Source organism: Cupriavidus sp. GW821-FHT02F09 (assembly GCF_059421605.1).
The window spans coordinates 60,035-83,275 of the sequence record NZ_JBWKVH010000030.1 but is presented as its reverse complement, the minus strand read 5'-3'; the positions used below and the strand labels follow the sequence as shown (position 1 = coordinate 83,275).

Below are 23,241 nucleotides of genomic sequence, written 5' to 3'. Positions count from 1 at the left end.
GAAATGACGACGGCAGTTACTCCCTCTCCCCTCAGGGGGAGAGGGTTGGGGAGAGGGGTGGCTTAGCTAGGAGCCACAAAAAGCAAAGCCAACGGTTTTGCGCAGCGCGGCGGCGCAATGATCGCCCGCCCTCTCCCCCAACCCCTCTCCCGCAAGCGGGAGAGGGGAGCAAGACCAGAACCAGCAGGCAACAACGAACGCAGTGCAAACACAACTGGAGACAGCCAAATGCAAACCAAAATGATCCGCCGCCTCTTCCCCCTCGCCGCCACCGCCGTGGCCACCCTGATGGCATCCGGCACCGCCTTCGCGCAGGAAGTCGTCAAACTCGGCTACACCGGCCCGCTGTCGGGCGGCGCCGCGCTGTACGGCAAGAACGTCCTGTCCGGCATCCAGATGGCAGTGGACGAAATCAACGCCTCGGGCCTGGAGGTCAAGGGCAAGAAGGTGAAGCTGGAAGTGGTGTCGCTGGACGACAAGTACGCGCCCGCCGAGGCCGCCATCAATGCGCGCCGCCTGGTGCAGCAGTACAAGACGCCCGCCGTGTTCGTGCCCCATTCGGGTGGCATCTTCGCACTGCAGGCGTTCAACGAGCAGGAGAAATTCCTGGTGATGGCCTACTCCAGCGTGCCGCGCATCACGGACACAGGCAACAAGCTGACCATCCGCATCCCGCCGTCCTACACTGGCTATATCGAGCCCTTCATCAAGGCGCAGATGAAGCGCTACGGCAAGAACGTAGCACTGGCCCCGGCCGACCACGATTACGCCAAGGCCTGGGTGCAGGCGTTTGTGCCGGCCTGGGAAGGCGCGGGCGGCAAGGTGGTGGCCAACAACCCGATGTCCTACACCAAGGCCACCGACTTCTACAGCGGCGTGTCACGCGTGCTGGCCGACAAGCCCGACGTGATGTTTGTGGGCGGCCCGTCCGAGCCGACCGCACTGGTGGTCAAGCAGGCGCGCGAGCTGGGTTTCAAGGGCGGCTTCATCGTGATGGACCAGGCCAAGCTGGATGAGATGGCCAAGGTCACCAACGGCCTGGCCATGCTCGAAGGCTCCATCGGCGTGATGCCGCTGGCCAACGATGCCCGCCCGGCCGCGCAAACCTACAACAGCAAATACAAGAAGCTGCATGACGGGCGCGACGCCACCACCGAGATGTCGCTCAACTACACCATGGTCTACGCGCTGGCCGGCGCCATGAAGCTGGCCGGCACCACCAGCGACGTGGCCGCGATCCGGGCCAGGATGCTGGAGGCGGTGAAGACGCTGGCCAAGGATGCCAACCCGAACGAGATCGAGAGCATCGACGCCAAGGGCGGCACCGTTGCCGACACCGTGGTGGGCTGGGTGCAGAACGGCAAGATCGCACCGGTGCGGCTGTCGGAACTGGCGAAGTAACGCGCGGCAAGAGACAGGCCCGGCGCACCGCCGGCGCCATCGGCAACGAGCCCGTCCTGGCTAGCCAGGGCGGGCTCGTTGCCCTTCAGGCGTGCGCAACCGCGCTCTCGCAAGCGATCCGCCCCGCCCTCACGCGTGGGGTGGCTGCGCATCCGCCGCCACGGGATGCGGCTGCGCCGCGTGTTGCTGCTGGCGCTGCAGTTCCTGCTGGCGCTTTTGCTGCTCCTGCTGCTGGCGCTGTTGGTCCTGCTGCTGGCGCTGCTGCTCCTGCTGCTGACGTTGCATCACTTGCTGCTGCCGCTGCTGCTCCTGTATCTGCTGTTGCTGCTGCTGTTGCTGACGCTGCTGGGCCTGCTGTTGCATGGCCTGTTGCTGCGCTGCCTGTTGCGCGCGCTGCTGCTCCTGCATCTGCCGTTGCATGGCTTGCTGCTGCCGTTGCTGCTCCTGCATCTGGCGCTGCTGGGCCTGCTGCTGCTGGGCCTGCTGCTGCGCGGCCTGTTGCGCGCGCTGCTGCTCCTGCATCTGCCGTTGCTGCTGCTGGCGCTGCATCTCTTGCTGCTGCTGGAGCGCCTGCTGCGCACGCTGCTGGTCACCCTCCTGCCGCTGTTGCTGCTGGCGCTGCATCTCTTGCTGCTGCTGGAGTGCCTGCTGCGCACGCTGCTGATCGCCCGCCTGCCGCTGTTGCTGCTGGCGCTGCATCTCTTGCTGTTGCTGGAGTGCCTGCTGCGCGTGCTGCTGGTCGCCCGCCTGCCGCTGTTGCTGCTGGCGCTGCATCTCTTGCTGCTGGAGCGCCTGCTGCGCGTGCTGTTGGTCGCCCACCTGCCGCTGTTGCTGCTGGCGCTGCATCTCTTGCTGCTGCTGGAGCGCCTGCTGCGCGTGCTGTTGGTCGCCCGCCTGCCGCTGTTGCTGCCGTTGCATGTCCTGCTGCTGTTGCAGCGCCTGTTGGCCGCGAGCCATGCCTTGCGGCTCCGGCTGCGGGCTGCGGCCATTCGGCTGTGCCTGCTGGAGGGGCGCTGCCGGCTGGCCGTTCTGCGGCGGCATGCCGCCGGCCTGGCCCGGGCGCGTGGTCCAGCCGCGCGTGCGCGGATCGATGCCCTGGGCGGGCGGCTGGGCGCCATGCTCGCCTGCCAGGCCCTGCGGCATCGGCGGACGGATCCCGCCTTCCGCCCGCTGCGGCACCATGGCCGGGTTGCCGAAGTTACCGCCTGCCGGACCGCCGACCTGGCCGCCTGCGATGCGGCCATGATTGGCCTGGGCTGCCTGGCTCAGCCGGACTGGCGCGGGCGCCGCCTGGATGGCGGCAGGACCGTTGCCCCGCCCTTGCCAGACTGGCCCGGCGCCAGGCACTGCGCCGCCGGCGCGGGCGAAGCGCTGGGCCAGTTCGTCGCTGGCCGGGCGGCCCGGGGGGCGCGCCGCGATAGCGGGACGCGCAAAGCCTTGCATCGCCGCGGCCGGAGCCGGCCGTGCGGGCGCCGGGCCGGCCAGGCTCGCCTTGACGGGTGCCAGCGGCGGCGCGCCATTGGCCTCGCCCCGCGGCAGGTCGCGCCAGGCCACGTTGCGAGCACCCGGAGGCACGCGCTGGCCCTGTACAAAGGCGCGCGCCGGCATGCCAGTGATGGCGCCGGGTACATCGCGATTGATGTACGTGTTGTGGACGTTGTTATTGATCGTCACGTTGTTGACCGCGACGTTGTTAATCCGCGTGATGTACGTCGGGCTTGCGCCGTAGACAGGCCGATAAGCTTCGCGCGGGCCGAGCGGGTACCAGGCGACGCCAGGACCATTGCCGATCTGGATGGACGCGTTCCAGCCACCGCCGCCGATAAAGCCGACCAGCGCTGGCGCATAGACCGGGCGCGCCGCGACCGGGCCCGGCATCCAGCCCCAGCGCTCGCCAACGCGCGCCCAGCGGCCGTAGTGGAACGGCGCAAAGCCCCAGGGCGCATCGTCGCACCAGCTCCACCCCCACGGCGCCACCCAGGCCCAGTGGCCTGTGCTGTATGGCGCCCAGTCCGCCGCCACCACACGCGGGAACCACACCGCGCCATAGCCGGGATCTTCCTGCCAGTCGCCGTAGCTATCCAGCTCCGCAGAGCCGGTCATTTCACGCGGCACGTAGCGTGCCGACGGCGATCCATCCTCCCGCGCGTCGCGCGCCAGGGCCCACCGGTCAAACGCATCCATCGGGGGATTGGAAGCACTGCCGTCTTGCGCCAGGTCGGAGCCATCGAAGCGGATCTGGTCACCGCGCCGCATTACCAGCGAGTGGTTGTCGCCGTAGACCACGGCAGTGCCGTGATGCATGGTGACGACCGTGCTGGTGCCGTCGGGCGCCACGTCCAGGCGGTAGTCGCCGGGCTCGCTGGGCACGAACGCCAGGTTGGGCGTATCCACCTCGACCGGCTGGTCCGGCGGCAGCGCGCGCACACGCAATTGCAGCGTGCCCTGGGTCAGCTTGACCTGGGTAGCGCTGTCGTCGAGGTTGAGCACCGTCACGGCGGTACCGCTGCCCAGCCGGATCGCCGTGGAGCCGGCATGCAGCTCGGCACGGCCGCCATTGTCGACCCACAGGCGGTCGCCGGTGGTAATGGGCCGGTTCAGCGCCGCGGCTGCCCAATCGTCCGAACCCGCCGGGGCAAAGCTCAGGTTGCCGGCAGCATCGGTCACGGTGGCGATGCGGCCGGAGGGATCGGCGGACTGCGCCAGCGCCGGCAGTTGCCAGGTGGCGAAAACGAGGCCTGCGGCAAGCAGCAAGGCGCGGGCGCCGGGGCCAAGCCTGCGATCAGAGAACATTTGGAATACCTCTTGGTCAGTATGGGCGCCCGGGCCGAGACTCGCCGCCCCTGATATCACCATACTTCCGATAACGCCACGCAGCCAGACTGGCCGACTTGACTTTGTAAGCACATATGTCCCCGGCCCGGCCGTGACCGGCAAGCGCGCCCGCCTGCGTGCCCCGCGCGGCGGCCCAGGTGCTGCCGGCGTTAGCCGCAGGAGCCCGGTGGCCGGGACAAAGCCGGAAACAATTTGCCGCAAGCCGCGCGAGCGCGGGCCTTGCGCGCACGCCGCGCGGCAAGGCCATGGGACGATGGGGAAGTGGCGGAAAGTGGCGGAAAGTGGCGCAACGTGCCCGGGCAGCCGGCCCGGATCAGCGTGCCGACTGCTGCAGGAACTCGGTGAACTTGTCGGCGGACATGGGCCTGCCATACAGGTAGCCCTGTACCTCATGGCAGCCATTCTCGGAGAGGAAATCCCGCTGCTCGACGGTTTCCACGCCTTCGGCCACCACGCCGATGCCCAGGCTGCCACCGACGTTCACCATGGCGCGCACGATGGCGGCGTCGACCGGATTCTGCGTGACATTGCGGATAAACGACTGGTCGATCTTGATACGGTCCACGGGGAAGGACTTGAGGAAGCTGAGCGAGGCGTAGCCGGTGCCGAAATCGTCGCAGGTCAGGGTCACCCCGTCGCGGCGCAGGGTCTGCAACTGCCCGGAAAACTCGTCGCCCTGCTGCAGGGCGATGGTCTCGGTGATCTCCAGCTCCAGCCGCTCCGGCGCCAGTGCCAGCTCGCGCAGCACGTGGCGGACTTCGGTCAGCAGCCGGCTCTCGCTAAGCTGCGCGGCAAACAGGTTGATGGCCACCCGCGGTGCATCGGCAAACCCGAGCGACCACATGCGCGCCTGGGCGCAGGCGGTATGCAGCAGCCAGACGCCGACGTCCGCCGCCACGCTGCTGGCGGCCAGCGCGTCGATGAAGCTGGCCGGCGTCAGCAAGCCCTGGGTGGGATGGCGCCAGCGCATCAGCGCCTCTGCGCCAACCACGCGGCCATCGCGCAGGTCGATCTGGGGCTGGTACAGCAACTCGAACTGGCGCTGCGCGTAGGCGTCGCGCAGCGCTTGCACCAGCGACAGGCGGGTCGTCACGTCGGTGCGCATCTGCGGCTTGAAGAAGCGGATGGTGCGGCCGCCGTCGCGCTTGGCCCGGCCCAGGGCCAGGCTGGCCGAGGCCAGGGCATCGGAGGCATTGTCGCCGCCAGCCGGCATCACGCAGGCGCCCAGGCTGGCCAGCACGTGGTGGCGCCGGTTGCCGTACTCGTGGGGCTCGGTCTGCAGCGAAAGGATGGCGGCGCTGACGTGGCGCACCAGGGTGGGATCGGCAATGGAAGGCAGCAAGACGGCGAACTCGTCGCCGCCGACCCGCCCCAGAATGGCATCGCGCGGCGAGGCGTCGCGCAGGCGGCGGGCCACCCGGCGCAGGATCTCGTCGCCCTCGGCATGGCCATGCATGTCATTGAACGCGCGGAAATCGTCGATGCCAAGCAGCAATAGCGAGCAGCGCGGGGAAGCCTCCGTGCGCAGGCGGCCTTCCAGCGTGTTCAAGAATGCCTGGCGCGACGCTACGCCTGTCAGCGGATCAATGTCCGCGTTTGGCGGGGCGCCGGCCTTCGCCTCTGACCTGGCCACCATGCCTGCCCTGTTCGTGATTATCGACATCGGTCCGATCTGTCTATTTGGCAAGTGTGACTAAAACCAGGAAAAAATCAAGCCGAGTTAAACGATATGTTGCGGCAACAAGTTGCAACGCACCGAATCCCCTTGCCGCTGCGCGGGCGCCATTGAAATGGCCGGGGCCTTACAGTACCCTACGCCGCTATCAACCGGCCGCTCGCGCCCGGCCCGCGCACGCGCGCCGATTCCCGTGCGCCCGGCCGGTCATGGACCGCCTTCCGACAAGAATAAGCAACGGGAAACCGCACCGTGACTCACTGGACCATCCGCACGCGCATCCTGGCAAGTTTTGCCTTCATCCTGGCGGTCATTTTACTCACGGCGGTGGTCGCCTATGACCGCCAGTCGGCCATCCAGACCCATGCGAATGCGCTGCGCGACGATGCGCTCCCGGGACTCTACTACAGCACCGCGATGCGCGGCGCCTGGGGCGAGACCTATGTGCTGGCCTGGCAGAGCGTGACCGCGGCCAATGACGCCGAGCGCCGGCAATACGCCGAGGCCAACTCGACCCTGCTCAAGCGGCTGGACGGCCTGGAGGCAAAGTACGCCGATTCGATCCGGCGCGCCGACGATCGCGAGCGCTTCGAGAAATACCGGGAACTGCGCCGGCACTATGACGAGCTTTCAGCGCCGCTGTTCGCGGCGACCGGCCCGGAGGTCGTCGCCGCGGAGGCCAAGCTGCGCGGACCCATCCACGCAGCCTGGACCGAAGGCCGCACGGCCGTGCAAGCACTGTTGGAAGATAACAACAAAGTGGCCGAAGAAGGCGCCAGCAGCATCAACCAGGCGGTGCAAACGGCCAAGATCAGCATCGAGGTCTCCCTGATCGCTGCCCTTCTGGAGTCGCTGGTGGCCGGCTACCTGCTGTTCCGCTCCATTACGGTGCCGATGCGCTCGATCGTCAAGCAGCTCGCCGACATGCGTGGCGGCGACTTCCGCCAGCGCCTGTCGCTAAACCGCAAGGATGAGTTCCTGGAAGTCGAGCAGGGCTTCAACCAGATGACCGGCGACCTCACCGCGCTGGTCGGGCAGGCCCAGCGCTCGGCCATCCAGGTCACCACCTCGGTCAACGAGATCGCCGCCACCGCGCGCCAGCAGCAGGCCACCGCCACCGAAACGGCGGCCACCACCACCGAGATCGGCGCCACCTCGCGCGAGATCTCCGCCACCTCGCGCGACCTGGTCCGGACCATGACCGAAGTCTCCGGCGCCGCTGAGCAGACCGCTGGCCTGGCCGGCACCGGCCAGGCCAGCTTGTCGCGCATGGAAGCCACCATGCACCATGTGATGGAAGCCGCCGGCTCGGTCAACGCCAAGCTGGCCACTCTGAACGAGAAGGCGGGCAATATCAACCAGGTGGTCACGACCATCGCCAAGGTCGCGGACCAGACCAACCTGCTGTCGCTCAACGCTGCCATCGAAGCCGAGAAGGCTGGCGAGTACGGGCGCGGCTTCTCGGTGGTCGCCACCGAGATCCGCCGCCTGGCCGACCAGACCGCGGTGGCCACCTACGACATCGAGCAGATGGTGCGCGAGATCCAGTCAGCGGTGGCGGCGGGCGTAATGGGCATGGACAAGTTCTCCGAGGAAGTGCGGCGCGGCATGTCGGAGGTGACCCAGGTGGGCGACCAGCTTTCCCAGATCATCGGCCAGGTGCAGTCGCTGGCACCGCGCGTGCAGATGGTCAACGAGGGCATGCAAGCCCAGGCGGGCGGCGCGGAACAGATCAACCAGGCCCTGATGCAGCTGTCCGAGGCGGCCCAGCAGACGGTGGAATCCCTGCGCCAGTCCAGCCAGGCGATCGACGAGCTGACGCTGGTCGCCAACGACCTGCGCACCGGCGTGTCGCGCTTCAAGGTTTGAGCGCACTTTGAGCGCCCCGGGCACCCACGCCACCCCATGAAACTCTTCCTGCTCTTTCGCATCGGGACCGACCACTACGCGCTGGACGCGAAGGAGATCGTCGAAGTGCTGCCGCTGACCACGCTCAAGCACTTGCCCGAGGCGCCGGCCTGGGTCAGCGGGCTGCTGGCGCGGGGCGGCCAGGTGGTGCCGGTCATCGACATCAATGCGCTGGCCATCGGCACGCCGGTCGCCAGCCGGACCAGTACACGCACCGTACTGGTGCATTACCGCCGGCACGCGGAGGCGCCTGCACGCCTGCTCGGGCTACGGCTGGAGTACGCCACCGAGACGCTGCGCTGCGAACCCGCCGAGTTTATCGACAGCGGCGTGGACGCCGCCCCGGCCCGCTACCTGGGGCCCGTGCGCAGCGGCAGCCAGGGGCTGGTGCAGTGGATCAAGGTCGATGCCCTGCTGCCCGACGACGTGCACGCCAGGCTATTCCCCGATCTGCCTGCGGCTGACGCCACCGCGCCAGGGCCATGACCACCGCCTCCCATATCGAAGCACTGCTCAAGGAGCGCATTGGCCTGGACGCCGCCACCGTCGGCCCCGGCATGATCGAGCGCGCGTTGCGCGAGCGCCTGGCAGCGGCCGCGGTGCCCAACCACCACGCGTACTGGAACCTGCTGCACTCGCACCCGGACGAACTGCAGTCGCTGATCGAAGCCGTGGTGGTCCCCGAGACCTGGTTCTTCCGCCATCGCGAGGCGCTGCTGGCGCTCGGCCGCTTCGCCGCCTTGCGGGTCTTCGGCAGCGATCGCGCGCCGGACGGCGCCGCGCCCCTGCGCATCCTCAGCGTGCCCTGCTCGACCGGCGAAGAGCCATACTCGATTGTCATGGCGCTGCTGGACGCCGGCGTGCCGGAGCAACGCTTCCAGGTCGATGCCGTGGACGTGAGTGCCCGCTCGCTGGAACGCGCGCGCATCGGGCAATACGGCAACAACTCCTTCCGGGGCACCCCGCTGGACTTCCGCGACCGGCATTTCACCCCCTGCGCGGGTGGCTACGCGCTCAAGGCCAACGTGCGCGCCAAAGTACGGATGCTGCGCGGCAACCTGCTCGACCCGGGGCTAATGGCCAATGAGCCGCCCTACCACTTTGTGTTCTGCCGCAACCTCCTGATCTATTTCGATGCGCCGACCCAGCACCGTTCGCTCAAGATGCTGGAACGGCTGAGCCGGCAGGATGCCACGCTCTTTGTCGGCCCGGCCGAGGCCAGCCTGCTCACGCGGCACGGCTTTATCTCGGCGGGCGTGCCGCTTGCCTTTGCCTTCACCCGGCGCAGTGCGCACCAGGCGGGCAGCGCCACGCCGGCAATGCCGCGCTATCCTGCACAGCCGAGTGCGCCGGCCCGGGCCGCCCCGCGACCGTGGCCGCAGCCGCCGAGGCCGCCGGCCGCAGGCGGCCATGCGGGCTCCATCGGCGTGCCGGCGCCCTCGGCACCGGCGCCTGGCGCCTCCACCACCGACAAAGCGGCCGAGCGGGCCGAGGCCAGCACCGACGCACTGTCCCGGATCTCCCGGCTCGCCGATCGCGGCGAACTGGCCGCCGCAGTGACGGCCTGCGTGGCGCACCTGGATGCGCAAGGTCCGTCGGCTGCCGGCTACTGCCTGCTGGGCGTGCTCCACGACGCCACCGGCCGTCCCGCCGACGCGCGCGAGTCCTATCGCCGCGCGCTTTACCTCGACCCGGCTCACCAGGAGGCGCTCTACCATATGGCTGCCATCCTGGAAGCGGAAGGCGACGGCGCGGCCTCGGCCCGCCTGAGAAACCGCGCACAGCGCAAGACCCCGATCCGTCATGGCTGAGCCCGCATCGCATCCCCTGGCCGCGCATGGCCAGCCGCCCGGCATGGGCACTGTTACGGTCGCCGTCGACGATTGCTGGCGCCGCATCGGCGTGCTGGGCGATAGCAGCTGTGCGCTGCTGGCCGTGCACATCCATTGCCGCAACTGCCCAACCTATTCGCGCGCGGCGCTCACGCTGCTCGACAACCTGCCCACCGGCGAAGTCAGCCTGCCGGACGGCCACGCCGTTCATGCCAATGCCACCGCGCGCGGGCCTGCCATGTCATGCCTGGTGTTTCGCATCGGCGACGAATGGCTGGCGCTGCCCGCGGGCGCGCTGGCGCTGGTCACCGCGCCCTGCCCAGTGCACTCGCTGCCGCACCGCCGCCACGCCGCGGTACTGGGCCTGGCCAGCGTGCGCGGCAATCTGCTGGTATGCATCTCGCTGGCACGGCTGCTCGGGCAGGACCCTGCCGCCGGCGCCGCCTCCAACGCCGCCGCCAACGCCGCCGCCAATGCCAAAGGCAGCGCCGGACACGGCGCCCGGCTGCTGGTGCTGGGCCAGGGCCGCACCGCCATCGCGCTGCCTGTGGATGAAGTCACTGGCATCGAACGGATCGCCGAAGCCGACCTGCAGCCTCTGCCGACCACCTTGTCACGCGCCTCGGCGCATTACACCCGGGCGCTGCTGACAAGCGGCCAGCGCACGGTGGGCTTGCTCGACCCGGCCCGGCTGCAACAAGCCTTGAAGCGGAGCCTGGCATGAACCCCGACCAGTTGCGCGACGCCTCGCTGCTCGAGCTGTTCGCGCTGGAAGCGCAGTCGCAGGCTGAAGTCCTCAACACCGGCCTGCTGGCGCTGGAGCGCGACCCCGCCGCGGCCGAGCAGCTCGAGGCGTGCATGCGCGCCGCGCACTCGCTCAAGGGCGCCGCGCGCATCGTCGGCCTGGATGGCGGCGTGCGCGTGGCACACGTGATGGAAGACTGCCTGGTGGCCGCTCAGCGCGGCGAGCTGCTGCTGCGGCCCGTGCATATCGACACCCTGCTGCATGGCACCGACCTCCTGCTGCGGCTGGGCTGCCCGCCCGGCGGCGATCTGGACTGGGCCGACCGGGACGGCAAGGCCGAAGTCGATGCGCTGGTGCTGCGCATGGCCGCGCTGCTGGCCGGCGAGGAGGTGGACTCCGACGCCTGGGCCACGGGTCATGCCTCGGCGGCGGCAACGCCTGCGAGTGCATCCGCGGCCGAGCCAGAGGCCACGGTGACAGCGGCCGTCCACCCGGCGCCACCAGATGGCCCGGTGGCCGACGTGGTCTCCGATGCGGTCCCCGGCATGGTCCCCGGCACGGCCACGGCACCAGCCACGTTCGCGCCCGGCGAAGCCCCCCGCGAGCCGGAAGCCCAGGAGCGCATGCTGCGCGTCAGCGCCGATACGCTGGACCAGCTGCTGGCGCTGTCGGGCGCGGCGATGGTGGAGACGCACTGGCTCAAGCCCTTCGGCAACGCCCTGCAGCAGACCCGGCGCGTACAGATGCGCGCGCTGCAGGCACTCGACGCCCTGCAGGTCACGCTCGCGGCCGGCACGGCCGATCCCGCCGCCCACGCCGCGCTGGCAGAAGCACAGCGCCTGCTGGGCGAGAGCCACCAGCAACTGTCGCAACGGGTCACGGAGCTGGAGCAGTACGACCACCGCACCGGCCAGCTTTCGCACCAGCTCTATGACCGGGCGCTGGCGAGTCGCATGCGGCCCCTCGCCGACGGGCTCACCGGCTACTCGCGCATGGTGCGCGACCTGGGGCGCTCGCTGGGCAAGGCCGTGCACCTTGAACTGGTCGGCGAGAGCACCAAGGTCGACCGCGACATCCTGGAGCAGCTCGAAGCGCCGCTGGCGCACCTGCTGCGCAACGCGGTGGACCATGGCATCGAGCTGCCCGAGGCGCGCCGCGCCGCGGGCAAGCTGGTCGAAGGCCGCATCACGCTGAACGCGCGCCACAACGCCGGCCGCCTGATGATCGTGATTGCCGACGACGGTGCGGGCGTGGACCTCGACGCCTTGCGCGCCGCCATCGTGCGGCGCAAGCTGGTGCCCGAGGAAACCGTGGCCAGGCTGTCGCAGGCCGAGCTGCTCGACTTCCTGCTGTTGCCCGGCTTCAGCATGCGCGAAACCGTCAGCGAAGTGTCCGGGCGCGGCGTCGGGCTCGACGCCGTGCAGGACATGATCCGCCAGGTGCGCGGCAGCATCCGCCTGACGCAGGAGAGCGGGCGCGGCATGCAATTCCACCTGGAGTTGCCGCTCACCTTGTCGGTGGTGCGCGCCTTGCTGGTGGAGGTGTCCGGCGAGGCCTATGCCTTCCCGCTGGCCTATGTCATGCAGGCCATCAACCTGGAGCGCGGCAGCATCGAGCAGCTGGAAAACCGCCAGCACTTCCGCTTTGGCGGGCGCCAGGTCGGGCTGGTGAGCGCGGCACAGGTCCTGCAGCAAGCGGAGACCCGGCGCGACGAGGACACCGTGCCGGTGGTGGTCCTGGGCGATCACGAACGTACCTACGGCGTGGCGGTGGACCGGCTGCTGGGCGAGCGCATCCTGGTGGTGCAGCCCCTGGTGGCAAGCCTGGGCAAGATCAAGGACATCGCCGCCGGCAGCCTCACCGAGGATGGCACGCCGGTGCTCATCTTCGACGTGGAGGATATGGTCCGCTCCGTGGAGAAGCTGCTCTCGGAGGGCAAGATCGACCGCATCCGCCGCGCAGCGGAGGCCGCCCCGGTACGGCGCAAGCGCGTGCTGGTGGTGGACGATTCGCTCACGGTGCGCGAGCTGGAGCGCAAGCTCCTGTCCAACCGCGGCTATGACGTCACGGTAGCGGTGGACGGCATGGATGCCTGGAACGTGCTGCGCGCGGAATCCTTCGACCTGGTCATCACCGACATCGACATGCCGCGCATGGACGGCATCGAGCTGGTCAGCCGCATCAAGCGCGAGGCCCGCCTGATGCACCTGCCCGTGATGGTGGTGTCCTACAAGGACCGGGAGCAGGATCGCCAGCGCGGGCTGCAGGCCGGCGCGGACTATTATCTGGCCAAGGGCAGCTTCCAGGACGCCGCGTTGCTCGATGCGGTGCAAGACCTGATTGGAGAGGCACGCGCATGAAGATCGGCATCGTCAACGACTCCCACCTGGCGGTGGTCGCGCTGCGGCGCGTCATTGCCCTGGATCCCGCGTTGGAGGTCACATGGGTGGCCGAGGATGGCGAGAGCGCTGTGCGCCTGGCCGCCGCGCGCACGCCCGACCTGATCCTGATGGACCTGATGATGCCGGTGATGGATGGCGTCGAGGCAACCCGCCGCATCATGGCAGCCACGCCATGCGCCATCGTGGTGGTGACCATGGACCTTGGCCGCAACGCCACCCAGGTCTTCGATGCCATGGGGCAAGGCGCCATCGACGCCGTGGACACGCCCACATTGACCCAGCCGGATTCGCAACTGGCAAGCGGCCCCCTGCTGCGCAAGATCCGCAATATCGGCCGCTTGCTGGAGGGCCGCACCGGACCCGCGCGCGCGGCCGCGCCGCCAAGGCACAAGGCCAGCGCCGAGCGCCTTGTCGCGCTGGGCGCATCAGCCGGCGGCCCGGCCGCGCTGGCTACCGTGCTGGGCGGCCTGCCGGCCGGCTTCACCGCCGCCGTGGTCGCGGTCCAGCACGTGGACGAGGCCTTCGCGGCCGGCATGGCCGACTGGCTGGACGCGCAGTGCGCGCTGCCGGTGCGCCTGGCCCGCGAGGGCGAGGGGCCGCAGCCGGGCACCGTGCTGCTGGCTGGCAGCAACGACCACCTGCGCCTGGTCAGCGCCTCGCGCATGGTCTACACCGAAGAGCCGAGCGACTACCTGTACCGGCCCTCGATCGATGTGTTTTTCGAGACCGTGGCGCAGCACTGGCGCGGTGACGCGGTGGGCGTGCTGCTCACCGGCATGGGCCGGGACGGCGCGCTGGGCCTCAAGGCCATGCGCGAGCGCGGCTACCTGACCATCGCCCAGGACCAGGCCAGCAGTGCCGTCTACGGCATGCCCAAGGCCGCCGCCGCCATTGGGGCCGCCAGCGAAATCCTGCCTTTGCAGCAGATCGCCGCCCGCATCGTACGGGCATGCAATGCCATCAACAACCAGGGGTAGCACAGAGGCGCTAACAACATGAAACACAATGCAAACCTGGCCGCGCGCGCCTGCGCCGCCATGCCAGGATCATGCTGTTAGCGTCTCCAGGTCGGAGAGCACGAGGAAGACAATGTCTAAAGATACAACCCCTAGAGCGCCCCTGCGCCCGGATGAATACCTGGCCATGGTGCTGCTGGTGGACGACCAGGCCATGGTAGGCGAAGCGGTACGGCGCGAGCTGGAACCCGAACAAGATATCGATTTTCACTACTGCGCCAAGCCTGACGAGGCCGTAGCCGTGGCCGAGCGCACCCGTCCCACGGTGATCCTGCAAGATCTGGTGATGCCTGGCATCGATGGCCTGACGCTGGTGCGCCGCTACCGCGCCAACCCGGCAACGCGCGATATCCCCATCATCGTGCTATCCACCAAGGAAGACCCGCTCATGAAGAGCGCGGCCTTCGCCGCCGGCGCGAACGACTATCTGGTCAAGCTGCCTGACACCATCGAGCTGGTCGCGCGCATCCGCTATCACTCGCGCTCGTACCTCAACCTGCAGCAGCGCGACGAGGCCTACCGCGCGCTGCGCCAGAGCCAGCAGCAGTTGCTCGAGACCAACCTGGAGCTGCAGCGGCTGACCAACTCGGACGGCCTGACCGGGCTGTCGAACCGGCGTTATTTCGACGAGTACCTCGGGGCCGAATGGAAGCGCGCCAATCGCGAGCAAAGCCAGCTGGCGCTGCTGATGATCGACGTGGACTCGTTCAAGGCTTACAACGACACCTACGGCCACGTGGCCGGGGACGAGGTGCTGCGCCGTGTTGCCGGCGTGATCCGCGAGAACTGCGCGCGCCCGGCGGACCTTCCGGCGCGCTTCGGCGGCGAGGAGTTCGCCATGATCCTGCCGTCCACCTCGCCCGGCGGGGCACGGCTGCTGGCCGAGAAGGTCAGGCGCGCGATCGAGTCCCTGCAGGTGCCGCATAGCGGGTCGCTGGTGGGGCAGCATGTGACTGTCAGCATTGGGGGCACGGCGCTCGTGCCTGGTGCGGATTTGCCTTTTAGCCGGATTGTGGAGATTGCTGATGCCGGGCTTTATCAGGCTAAGCGGAATGGGAGGAATCAGGTTGTTATGACTTCTTGAGGGGTTGGGGGTGGGGTTGGGGCTTCAACTTCAACTGCAACTTCAACTGCGGTTTCACCACGCCTGCGGCGCGGCGACCTACTTTCTTGTCTTGCCAAGAAAGTAGGCAAAGAAGGCGCGCCGGATGGGGCGACACCCCCTTGGGCTTCGGCGAAAAGAGCGGCCGGGACCCAAACTCGCATCGCCTTAAGGCGATACTCAGACATGGGTCCCTCTTTTCCGCTCTTTTCGCCGAATCCCGAGGCGCCCCATACGGCCTGGGCACACCTTGACGGCTCGCTTCGCATCGCGCTTGGGTGTTACCCGCCTGACTGGCGGGTAACACGGCCGAACCGAATGGCGGGTTTGGTTCCTTCTCCCTTCTCCCTGCCCTGCTGCGGCGCGGGCTGCCGCCGGTTTGACCGTATCCGGTGCCGGCGCTACGATTGCCGCCAGACGCCATCCCATGAATATGGAGTACCGCCCCGCGCCAATGCGCGCCATAGTCGAGACTACCTCAGCCTGAACCATGCCCTCACAGAACCTGTCTGCGGCCCCGGAGGCCGATATCCGCGTCCTGCTGGTCGAGGATGACCCCGCCACCAGCGTGCGCCTGCAAAATGCGCTGGCCAGCTTGCCGGGCATCCAGTTGATGGCGGCCTGCGCGCAGCGCGCCAGCGCCTGCGAGTGGCTGGCCGCGCATGAGCCCGACGTGCTGCTGTGCGACCTCGGGCTGCCGGACGGCTCCGGCATCGATGTCATCCGTCAAGCGCGCCGGCTGCACCCGCGCTGCGACTGCATGGTGATCACCATGTTCGGTGACGAGGCCAATGTGCTGGCCAGCATTGCCGCGGGCGCCACCGGCTACCTGCTCAAGGACGAATCGGACGACAACCTGCGCGCCTCCGTGCTGGAATTGCGCGCCGGCGGCTCACCGATGAGCCCGGTGATCGCGCGCAAGGTCATCACCCGGCTGCGCAGTGCCAGCGTGCCTGGCATCCCGGCGCAGGGCGCGCAGGGCGCCCCTGGCATGGACGTGACGCTATCCGCCCGCGAGACCGAGGTGCTCGACCTGATCTCGCGCGGGTACACCTATGCGGAAACCGCCGGGCACCTGGCGATCAGCGTGCACACCGTGCAGGCGCATATCAAGAACATTTACGGCAAGCTGGCGGTCAACTCCCGCACCGAGGCCGTATTCGAAGCCCACAAGCTTGGCCTGTTGAAGACCTTTTGAGGCCAATGCCGATGGCCCTGCTGCCCATCCTGCGGCTGGTGTGCCTGAGTGCCCTGTGGCTCGCCATGGGCTGTGGGTTCACTGGCTGCCGCGCAGAGCGCCAGGATCCCGCGCGGCCATCCGCGCCGGACCCGGCAAACCAGGTGCAGGTGCTGCAGCAAGCGCTGGCCGTGGTCCGCCCCGACGGCGCCGGGCAAGGCCGGGCGCCCCAGCCGGCCGAGATCGCCCTGCCCCACGACTGGGACCGCCTCTACCCCGGCCGCGACGGCATGGCGACCTACCACCTGGTCTTTCCCTACCGCGGCGCCGGGCAGGACATCCCCGCGCTCTACCTGGCGCGCGCGGCCAACAGCTTCGAGATGCATCTCAACGGCAAGCTGCTGGCCGCCTCCGGCGCCATGGATGCGCCTGCCCTCTACGGCGGCCAGCGCCCCTTGTACATCCCCGTGCCCGAGGCCATGCTGCAGCCGGAGAACGAGCTGACGATCAAGATCGCCGCCCGCGCCAATGCCAAGGCAGGCCTGTCGCGCGTCGAGTTCGGGCCGGGCCGGCTGGTGCATTCGCACTACCTGGGCGCGCTCTGGTTCCGCGTGATCGGGCCGTTGGTGATCACGGCGCTGAGCCTGTTGCTGACGGCGATCTCGCTGCTGATCTGGTGGCGCCAGCGCGATCCATTGTTCGGCCTCTATGCGCTAGCCGAGATCGCATGGTCGGTCAGCGTGGTCGAGCGCCTGCTGGACAGCGCCCCGTTGCCGCTGCACGCGTGGCAGGTGCTGGTGCTGGCCAGCCGGACCCTGTTCATCGTGGCCACAGCCCGGTTCGCGCTGATCATCATCGACGTTCGCTCGCCGTGGCCGGCGTGGCTGGTCACCGCTTTCCTGTGGATCAAGCTGCCGCTGATCGTGGTGATGACATTCCTGTTCAACACCCCCAGCCTCAAGCTGTTCGACTGGGCCGTCAACATGCTGCTAGCGTGCGGCATCGCCACGGCGCTGGCGTGGGCGGCGCTGCGGCGCCCCAGCCGCGAGCGCCTGGTGCTAGCCGCCACGGTGGCGCTGGCCAGCGCGCTGAGCACCGCCGACGTGATCCGCATCCTGTTCAGCAACGATTTTTACTGGGACACCTCGCTAACCAAGTACGTCTCGCAGCTGTTCAGCCTCAGCATGGCCTGGCTGCTGGTGGACCGCTATACGCGCACCACCAGTTCGCTGGCCGAGCTCAACCGCAACCTGGACCGCAAGGTTGCGCAAAAGGAGGAAGAGCTGCATCTGCTCTACGCGCACTCACGTGAGATCGAGCGCGAGCAGGCCACCTTGCGAGAGCGCGGGCGCATCATGCGCGACATGCACGATGGCCTGGGCAGCACGCTGGTCGGGGCGCTCAGCCTGCTGCGCTCGGGCCATGGCTCGCCCATGGTGCTGCAGCAACATCTGCAGCAAGCGCTGGATGCCTTGAAGCTCTCGGTGGATGCCATGCAAGACACTGGCGGCGACCTCGCCGTGGTGCTGGGCAACCTGCGCTACCGGCTGCGGGCCCGCCTGGAGGCGGCGAAGCTGCGGGTGGACTGGCAAGTGGAGCGGCTGCCGCCCGTGGCCGGCCTGACGCCGCAGATCGTGCGCGAGCTACAGTACCTGCTGCTGGAAGCCTTCTCCAACGTCATGCAGCATGCCGGCGGCGCTACGGTGCAAGTGGTGGCGCGCAGCCTCGCGGGCGCCGGCGCCGAGGCCATCCTGATCGAGATCCGCGACGACGGGCGCGGCTTCGATGCGCAGTCGGGCGCCCAGGGCCACGGCCTGGCCAATATGCGCAGCCGCGCGGCCGCCATTGGCGGCGAGTTGTCGATTGCGTCTTCGGAGCGGGGCACGACCGTCAGCCTGCTGCTCTACCCGGCGCGGTGGGCCTAGGGCGAGGCCACCTGAGCGATAGCCAGGTGCGGCAATGCTAGCGCGTCTGCTCGATGTCGCTTTGCAGGACGTCGAGGTGCGACAGGTATTTGTGCAGTTCTTCGCGTCCGCTATCGGTAATGCAATAGACGCGGCCACTGCCTTCCACCAGCTCCGCCGTGATCGCGCGTGCGATCATCAGGCTGCGCAGGATGGGCCTGAGCGAACGGATGTTCTTTTCCACGCCATGCTCGCGCAGGCGGTCAACCAGCGTCATGACCGTCGACGGGCTCGACTGGACAAGCTTGAGGATGTACAGCTTCGAAACGAAGCCGTCTAGCGTTGGCGCTCTCATGCGGCTCCTGTGACACACCTGCCAGCGGTGCGATAGAGCAGATCTACATAGGCAGCCCTGGCGCGGCAAGCGCGCCCGGGCGTGTTACCTGCAAGCGGCCCGGTCGGCACCAGGCGCGCCGATTAAAAAAATGGGGTGCACGAGGCACCCCATTTCTTGCATTGCGCGCGCCAGCGCGAGGCCGGCGCGGGTGGGGCTTGACGACTACTCTTCCTGGAACGCCTCTTCGCGCTTTGCCTTGATGGAAGGCAGGGCAACGATGGCAACCAGCGAAGCTGCTGCGATCAGCAGGCCCAGCGACAGCGGACGGGTCACGAACACAGTGAACTCGCCGCGCGACAGCAGCAGGGAGCGGCGGAAGTTCTCTTCCATCATCGGCCCCAGCACGAAGCCCAGCAGCAACGGCGCCGGCTCGCACTTGAGCTTCAGGAACAGGTAGCCGATGATGCCGAAGCCAGCTGCCATGAACACGTCGAAGGTCTGGTTGTTGACCGAGTACACGCCGATACCGCAGAACACCAGAATGGCCGGGTACAGGAAGCGGTAAGGCACGGTCAGCAGCTTCACCCACACGCCAATCATCGGCAGGTTCAGGATGATCAGCATCAGGTTGCCGATCCACATCGAGGCGATCAGGCCCCAGAACAGCGCGGGGTTGCTGGTCATGACCTGCGGGCCCGGCTGGATGTTGTGGATGGTCATCGCGCCCACCATCAGCGCCATCACGGCGTTGGGCGGAATGCCCAGCGTGAGCAGCGGGATGAAGGAGGTCTGCGCCGCGGCGTTGTTGGCCGATTCCGGACCTGCCACGCCTTCGATGGCGCCCTTGCCAAACTCATGTGCGTACTTGGAGGTCTTCTTTTCCAGCGAGTAGGCTGCGAACGAAGCCAGTGCCGCACCGCCGCCCGGCAGGATGCCCAGCGCGGAGCCCAGGAACGTGCCGCGAAGCACGGCCGGGATCATGCGGCGGAAATCTTCCCTGGTCGGCCAGAGGTTGGTGACGCTGTCGGTGAAGGTCTCGCGGGCTTCCTTCTGCTCCAGGTTCGCGATGATTTCCGCGAAGCCGAACATACCCATGGCCAGCGCGACGAAGTCGATGCCATCGGTCAGCTCGGGGATGTCGAAGGAGAAGCGTGCGGCGCCCGAGTTCACGTCGGTACCGATCAGGCCCAGCAGCAGGCCCAGCACGATCATCGCCACGGCCTTGGGCAGCGAGCCCGAAGCCAGCACCACGGCGCCGATCAGGCCCAGGCACATCAGCGAGAAGTACTCGGCAGGACCGAACTTGAACGCCAGTTCCGACAGCGGCGTAGCAAACGCGGCCAGGATCAGGGTAGCCACGCAGCCGGCAAAGAAGGAACCCAGGCCAGCGGTTGCCAATGCCACGCCCGCTCGTCCCCGCCGTGCCATCTGGTAGCCATCGATGGTGGTCACCACCGACGACGATTCACCCGGCAGGTTGACCAGGATAGCGGTGGTGGAGCCACCATACTGTGCGCCGTAGTAAATACCGGCCAGCATGATCAGCGCTGCCACCGGGGGCAGCGTGTAAGTCACCGGCAGCAGCATGGCGATAGTGGCCAGAGGCCCCAGGCCCGGCAGCACGCCGATCAAGGTACCCAGCACACAGCCCAGGAAGGCGTATGCCAGGTTCTGCAACGAAAGCGCCGTGGAAAAGCCCAAGGCAAGATGGTCAATCAATTCCATATGGCCGACTCCTTAACCAGTAATGAAAGCAGGCCACACCGGCATCTGCAGGTTGATGCCGTACACGAAGGCGCCCATGCTGATCAGCACCAGGACGATCGCGTTCAAGACCGCGCCCTTCCAGCTGAACTCATGGCTGGCCATCGACGACACCAGCACCAGCACGAACACCGACAACACCATGCCGAGCGGCTTGAGCAGCAGGCCGAACAGCACCACCGAACCCAGAATCCACAACAGGGTCTTCAAGTCCCAGCGGGCGAGCTGGTCAGCTTCACCCTTTTTCGATACCGAGCCGATCAGCACGAATGCACCGAGCACGGCGAGTACCAGGCCGAGTAGAAACGGAAAATATCCGGGGCCCATCTTGGCGGCTGTTCCCATGGAATAGCCGCGGGCGACCCAGGAAAAGCACAATCCGACCAGAATGAACATCAGGCCGGAGGCAAAGTCCTTTTGGCTGCGTATGCGCAAAACGATTCTCCTCAAAGTACGTGAAAGCAGTGCCCCTCCGCTCGCAGGCTCTTTGCATGCGGAGGTGGTCCGTTCGGCAGGAAGAAAATAGTGTCCCTGCAGGATGGAACGAACATTAGAGAGGCGATCTTTCAGCTTGCTTTCATTTGTCTTGGTTTAGGGGTATTCACCGATACGCTTGGAAATCCCGCCAAAATACATACATCACGCCGTGATGTAACACCGAAAGACGAATGAAAGGAAGCCGAAGGGAAATTGAAGGGGATCGAAAGGAAAACGTAAGGAAAACACGAGGATCATCCTGGTGCGGACGCGTGCCGGCAGACCCGAGGGCCGCTTGCATCACCTTACTGGCACGCGGGATATGCGGGCCAGCGACTCAGTCGGCGCCCTGCTTCGACATTGCGCGTGACTCTCCCGCCAGCGCCGGCTCGCCGGCGGCGCCGGCCGTGCTCAGGGCTTCCTCGCACGCTGTGCCCATGCTGGTATCGGGCGCCTGGGGCGCGAACTCCGGCTCCGGGGCCGGCCCGGGCGCGACCGGCAGGATACGGGCGGCGCGCCAGTTGCCAAAGCGGTAATACGCCACGGCCAGCGTGACCGAGACCACCGAGCCCAGCGGGAAGCTCCACCAGATCGCATCGGCGCCAACGGTGCGCTCGAGCACCCAGGCAAATGGCAGGCGCACCACCCACATCGACAGGAACAGGATCACCAGCGGGGCCATCACCGCGCCGGTGGCGCGCACGGTGCCGAACAGCACGATGGTGAAACCGAACAAGATGAAGGACCACAGCACGATGGCGTTGATATGCTGCGCAATACCGATGGCCGTGCCGTCATCGGGCAGGAACAAGCCCAGCGAGTGACGGTTGAACAGGTAGATCAGGGCAACCAGGGTACCGGTCATCAGCAGGTTGAACAGCAGCCCTACGCGTGTGATGCGCGTCACGCGACTCCACAGCCCGGCGCCCACGTTCTGCGCCACCATCGACGACACGCTGGCGCCAACCGCCAGCGCGGGCATCTGCACGTACGTCCACAACTGCGAGGCCACGCCGTAGGCGGCGGTGGTCTGCGAGCCATAGCGATTGACCAGCGACATCATCACGATCGCCGACGACGAGATCACCACCATCTGCAGCCCCATCGGCAAGCCCTTGGCCACCAGCGCGCGCAGGATCGCGGTATCGGGCCTCAGGTAGGCGAGCTGGTGGCGCCGCAGCGCCAGGAAGTGGTGGCGGCGGTAGAGCACGATCAGCATTGCGGCCAGGCTCGCCAACTGCGCGATCAGCGTGGACAGCGCCGAGCCTGCGATGCCGAGCTCCGGGAACGGGCCGATGCCAAAGATCAGCAGCGGATTGAGCACCACGTCCAGCCCCACCGACAACAGCATGAAATAGAACGGCGTGCGCGAGTCTCCTGCGCCGCGCAGCGTCATCATCACGAAGTTGTAGAAATACATGAAGGGCAGCGCCAGGAAGATGATGCGCAGGTAGCTGATGGCAAGCGCCCTGGCATCGGCCGGCGTGCCCATCGCGGCAAGGATATCGGGCGTGAAGGCGTAGCCCAGCGCCGCCGCCAGCACCGACAGCAGGATGAAGAAGGTGGTGCTGGTGCCCACCACGCGGCGCGCCTCGACCAGGTCGCGCGCCCCCACGGCTTGCCCGATCATGATGGTGTTGGCCATGCTGATGCCGAACACCACGCCGAGCAGGAAGAACAGGATGATGTTGGCATTTGAGGTAGCCGTCAGCGCCGCCTCGCCGAGGAAATGCCCCACCCACACGGAATTGATCGAGGCGTTGAGCGACTGCAGGATATTGCTGCCCAGCACCGGCAGCGAAAACAGCAGCAACGTGCGGCCAATCGGGCCCGTGGTCAGCTGGGCTTTGGAATTTGTTGGCATGTTCGGGGGTGGTCTCGTGTTTTTATCGTGTTCTTGTCGTGTTCTGATTGCGCCTGGGATCGTCGGGAAACGCGGGGCAATGCCATGCGCGATGCCCACGTTTGCCACTATGTCACACCTTGCCGACAGCCCTTGTCGGTAGTCGTCTGTCAGACGGAAAGCCAATTGTAAGCAGTTGTTTGGATCAGGGCACGAGCTCTGCGCGCAAGGAGTCAAACATTGGCGAAACGCAATACACAAGTGGCCCTTGGTGTCTCGCAGAGCGGCCATGGCGGTGTCCCCCGCCGTGGCGTCCAAGCGCCGTTTCCATCCATGAACCGTGAGGTCCGATATGACGAAGAACACGCCGATTCGCTTTTTGCAAGCTTCCACCGCCCTGGCTGCCGGCCTGCTATGTGCGGCCGCCTTTGCCCAGACGCCCGCCGTTCCTGCCGATAGCGGCAATGCCGCGGCGCCTGCCGGCATGACACAGATCGAGCCGCCGAAGGATCCGCTGGTCCAGCGCCGCGATGCCAACAAGCAGGCCTCGGACGAATACAAGACCAAGAAAAAGGCCGCCAAGACAGAGTACAAGCAGGACGTGAAGTCCGCCAAGCAGCAAAAGAGCGCCGAGAAGAAGGCCAACAACGACACCATGAAAAAGGACATGTCGACCACGCCCGCCGACGCGCAGAAGAACTAAGCGCGTACGGCCGCGTTTTGCCGCTTCCCCCTTCCCCCTTCCCCCTTCCGGGCAACCACGATAAAACGCCCCGCCTCCCTCAAGGAGGCGGGGCGTTTTATCGTGATGATCGCTTGAACC

The 23,241-nt window shown here is 67.3% G+C and carries 17 protein-coding genes; 11 read left to right on the top strand and 6 right to left on the bottom strand.

Annotated features, from left to right (window positions below; translation table 11 throughout):
- Nucleotides 1-228: 228 nt before the first annotated feature.
- A complete protein-coding gene (locus AC07XB_RS27140; protein WP_492828903.1) occupies nucleotides 229-1,401 on the top strand; it encodes an ABC transporter substrate-binding protein in 1,173 nt (390 codons plus the stop codon).
- A gap of 129 nt (nucleotides 1,402-1,530) precedes the next feature.
- On the opposite strand, the gene AC07XB_RS27135 is transcribed toward AC07XB_RS27140, so the two are convergent.
- Together AC07XB_RS27135 and AC07XB_RS27130 are read right to left on the bottom strand one after the other, a co-directional pair.
- Entirely contained in the window at nucleotides 1,531-4,194 is a 2,664-nt protein-coding gene (locus AC07XB_RS27135; protein ID WP_492828905.1) for a DUF6600 domain-containing protein, read from the bottom strand.
- Between the two features lie 355 nt (nucleotides 4,195-4,549).
- A complete protein-coding gene (locus AC07XB_RS27130) occupies nucleotides 4,550-5,872 on the bottom strand; it encodes a putative bifunctional diguanylate cyclase/phosphodiesterase (RefSeq protein WP_253928481.1) in 1,323 nt (440 codons plus the stop codon).
- Nucleotides 5,873-6,163: 291 nt separating this feature from the next.
- Here AC07XB_RS27130 and AC07XB_RS27125 point away from each other — a divergent pair, with 291 nt between their 5' ends.
- The 9 genes from AC07XB_RS27125 to AC07XB_RS27085 all read left to right on the top strand — a co-directional run bounded on the left by AC07XB_RS27125 (nucleotide 6,164) and on the right by AC07XB_RS27085 (nucleotide 18,018).
- Nucleotides 6,164-7,780, top strand: a complete 1,617-nt coding sequence (locus AC07XB_RS27125; RefSeq protein ID WP_492828907.1) for a methyl-accepting chemotaxis protein — start codon at nucleotides 6,164-6,166, stop codon at nucleotides 7,778-7,780.
- A gap of 36 nt (nucleotides 7,781-7,816) precedes the next feature.
- Nucleotides 7,817-8,305 carry a chemotaxis protein CheW gene (locus AC07XB_RS27120; RefSeq protein ID WP_492376488.1) on the top strand — a complete coding sequence of 163 codons (489 nt, stop codon included), beginning with the start codon at nucleotides 7,817-7,819 and terminating at the stop codon, nucleotides 8,303-8,305.
- Nucleotides 8,302-9,630 carry a CheR family methyltransferase gene (locus AC07XB_RS27115; protein WP_492828909.1) on the top strand — a complete coding sequence of 443 codons (1,329 nt, stop codon included), beginning with the start codon at nucleotides 8,302-8,304 and terminating at the stop codon, nucleotides 9,628-9,630. The genes AC07XB_RS27120 and AC07XB_RS27115 overlap by 4 nt, the downstream gene beginning before the upstream one ends.
- A complete protein-coding gene (locus AC07XB_RS27110) occupies nucleotides 9,623-10,375 on the top strand; it encodes a chemotaxis protein CheW (protein WP_492828911.1) in 753 nt (250 codons plus the stop codon). The genes AC07XB_RS27115 and AC07XB_RS27110 overlap by 8 nt, the downstream gene beginning before the upstream one ends.
- Entirely contained in the window at nucleotides 10,372-12,756 is a 2,385-nt protein-coding gene (locus tag AC07XB_RS27105) for a hybrid sensor histidine kinase/response regulator (RefSeq protein WP_492828913.1), read from the top strand. The genes AC07XB_RS27110 and AC07XB_RS27105 overlap by 4 nt, the downstream gene beginning before the upstream one ends.
- Complete coding sequence (locus AC07XB_RS27100; RefSeq protein ID WP_492376492.1) at nucleotides 12,753-13,775, top strand: chemotaxis response regulator protein-glutamate methylesterase; 1,023 nt, start codon at nucleotides 12,753-12,755, stop codon at nucleotides 13,773-13,775. Before AC07XB_RS27105 ends, AC07XB_RS27100 begins: the two co-directional genes overlap by 4 nt.
- Nucleotides 13,776-13,887: 112 nt before the next feature.
- A complete protein-coding gene (locus AC07XB_RS27095; RefSeq protein ID WP_492376493.1) occupies nucleotides 13,888-14,898 on the top strand; it encodes a diguanylate cyclase in 1,011 nt (336 codons plus the stop codon).
- Between the two features lie 508 nt (nucleotides 14,899-15,406).
- A complete protein-coding gene (locus AC07XB_RS27090) occupies nucleotides 15,407-16,114 on the top strand; it encodes a response regulator (protein ID WP_492828915.1) in 708 nt (235 codons plus the stop codon).
- An 11-nt stretch (nucleotides 16,115-16,125) separates the two neighbouring features.
- Nucleotides 16,126-18,018 carry a sensor histidine kinase gene (locus tag AC07XB_RS27085; protein ID WP_492828917.1) on the top strand — a complete coding sequence of 631 codons (1,893 nt, stop codon included), beginning with the start codon at nucleotides 16,126-16,128 and terminating at the stop codon, nucleotides 18,016-18,018.
- 37 nt (nucleotides 18,019-18,055) lie between these two features.
- Here the strand turns inward: AC07XB_RS27085 and AC07XB_RS27080 are convergent, their stop codons facing one another.
- From AC07XB_RS27080 to AC07XB_RS27065, 4 genes are all read right to left on the bottom strand, one after another.
- The gene (locus tag AC07XB_RS27080) at nucleotides 18,056-18,352 is read right to left on the bottom strand and encodes a helix-turn-helix transcriptional regulator (RefSeq protein ID WP_043356716.1); all 297 of its coding nucleotides are present in this window, start codon (nucleotides 18,350-18,352) and stop codon (nucleotides 18,056-18,058) included.
- Nucleotides 18,353-18,556: 204 nt separating this feature from the next.
- Nucleotides 18,557-20,059, bottom strand: a complete 1,503-nt coding sequence (locus AC07XB_RS27075; protein ID WP_150987429.1) for a tripartite tricarboxylate transporter permease — start codon at nucleotides 20,057-20,059, stop codon at nucleotides 18,557-18,559.
- A 12-nt stretch (nucleotides 20,060-20,071) separates the two neighbouring features.
- The gene (locus AC07XB_RS27070; RefSeq protein WP_150987427.1) at nucleotides 20,072-20,533 is read right to left on the bottom strand and encodes a tripartite tricarboxylate transporter TctB family protein; all 462 of its coding nucleotides are present in this window, start codon (nucleotides 20,531-20,533) and stop codon (nucleotides 20,072-20,074) included.
- A 379-nt stretch (nucleotides 20,534-20,912) separates the two neighbouring features.
- Nucleotides 20,913-22,439, bottom strand: a complete 1,527-nt coding sequence (locus AC07XB_RS27065; protein WP_492828919.1) for an MATE family efflux transporter — start codon at nucleotides 22,437-22,439, stop codon at nucleotides 20,913-20,915.
- Between the two features lie 331 nt (nucleotides 22,440-22,770).
- Here AC07XB_RS27065 and AC07XB_RS27060 point away from each other — a divergent pair, with 331 nt between their 5' ends.
- Nucleotides 22,771-23,121 carry a hypothetical protein gene (locus AC07XB_RS27060; protein ID WP_492376735.1) on the top strand — a complete coding sequence of 117 codons (351 nt, stop codon included), beginning with the start codon at nucleotides 22,771-22,773 and terminating at the stop codon, nucleotides 23,119-23,121.
- The last annotated feature ends 120 nt before the right edge of the window (nucleotides 23,122-23,241 follow it).

Bases quoted from the DNA above. Each gene is read 5' to 3' on its own strand.
- AC07XB_RS27140 (WP_492828903.1), top strand. From the start codon at position 229: ATGCAAACCAAAATGATCCGCCGCCTCTTCCCCCTCGCCGCCACCGCC.
- AC07XB_RS27095 (WP_492376493.1), top strand. From the start codon at position 13,888: ATGTCTAAAGATACAACCCCTAGAGCGCCCCTGCGCCCGGATGAATAC.
- AC07XB_RS27100 (WP_492376492.1), top strand. From the start codon at position 12,753: ATGAAGATCGGCATCGTCAACGACTCCCACCTGGCGGTGGTCGCGCTG.
- AC07XB_RS27065 (WP_492828919.1), bottom strand. From the start codon at position 22,439: ATGCCAACAAATTCCAAAGCCCAGCTGACCACGGGCCCGATTGGCCGC.
- AC07XB_RS27090 (WP_492828915.1), top strand. From the start codon at position 15,407: ATGCCCTCACAGAACCTGTCTGCGGCCCCGGAGGCCGATATCCGCGTC.
- AC07XB_RS27120 (WP_492376488.1), top strand. From the start codon at position 7,817: ATGAAACTCTTCCTGCTCTTTCGCATCGGGACCGACCACTACGCGCTG.
- AC07XB_RS27075 (WP_150987429.1), bottom strand. From the start codon at position 20,059: ATGGAATTGATTGACCATCTTGCCTTGGGCTTTTCCACGGCGCTTTCG.
- AC07XB_RS27115 (WP_492828909.1), top strand. From the start codon at position 8,302: ATGACCACCGCCTCCCATATCGAAGCACTGCTCAAGGAGCGCATTGGC.
- AC07XB_RS27085 (WP_492828917.1), top strand. From the start codon at position 16,126: ATGGCCCTGCTGCCCATCCTGCGGCTGGTGTGCCTGAGTGCCCTGTGG.
- AC07XB_RS27080 (WP_043356716.1), bottom strand. From the start codon at position 18,352: ATGAGAGCGCCAACGCTAGACGGCTTCGTTTCGAAGCTGTACATCCTC.
- AC07XB_RS27060 (WP_492376735.1), top strand. From the start codon at position 22,771: ATGACGAAGAACACGCCGATTCGCTTTTTGCAAGCTTCCACCGCCCTG.
- AC07XB_RS27135 (WP_492828905.1), bottom strand. From the start codon at position 4,194: ATGTTCTCTGATCGCAGGCTTGGCCCCGGCGCCCGCGCCTTGCTGCTT.
- AC07XB_RS27110 (WP_492828911.1), top strand. From the start codon at position 9,623: ATGGCTGAGCCCGCATCGCATCCCCTGGCCGCGCATGGCCAGCCGCCC.
- AC07XB_RS27130 (WP_253928481.1), bottom strand. From the start codon at position 5,872: ATGGTGGCCAGGTCAGAGGCGAAGGCCGGCGCCCCGCCAAACGCGGAC.
- AC07XB_RS27105 (WP_492828913.1), top strand. From the start codon at position 10,372: ATGAACCCCGACCAGTTGCGCGACGCCTCGCTGCTCGAGCTGTTCGCG.